General features: G+C 46.4%; 1 pseudogene. It reads left to right on the plus strand.

Going from position 1 to position 263, the window contains the following annotated elements:
• Positions 1-50: 50 nt before the first annotated feature.
• Positions 51-263 (plus strand): annotated as a pseudogene (locus AAEY80_RS14615) (amidase); the annotation flags it as partial.

Genomic DNA, 263 nt, shown 5'->3' on the forward strand with positions numbered 1-263 from the left:
GTATTGTTTACGCGATACAATCAAGTAATCCATCCAGCAAGGACGCTACTATGTTTAAAGAATATACCCAATATGATGCCCTAGGTTTAGGCGCGCTCGTCAACTCGGGTGAGGTCAGTGCCAAAGAGTTGCTAGATGCTGCGACTCAGCAAGCCAACACAATCAATCCAAAATTAAATGCGATTATCCATCGCTTTGATGAGCGTGCCTATAATGCCGCGCAGGCAGGATTGCCAGCAGGCGCATTTAATGGAGTGCCTTAT

The organism is Psychrobacter sp. 78a-MNA-CIBAN-0178 (assembly GCF_040309625.1).
GTDB lineage: Bacteria > Pseudomonadota > Gammaproteobacteria > Pseudomonadales > Moraxellaceae > Psychrobacter > Psychrobacter okhotskensis.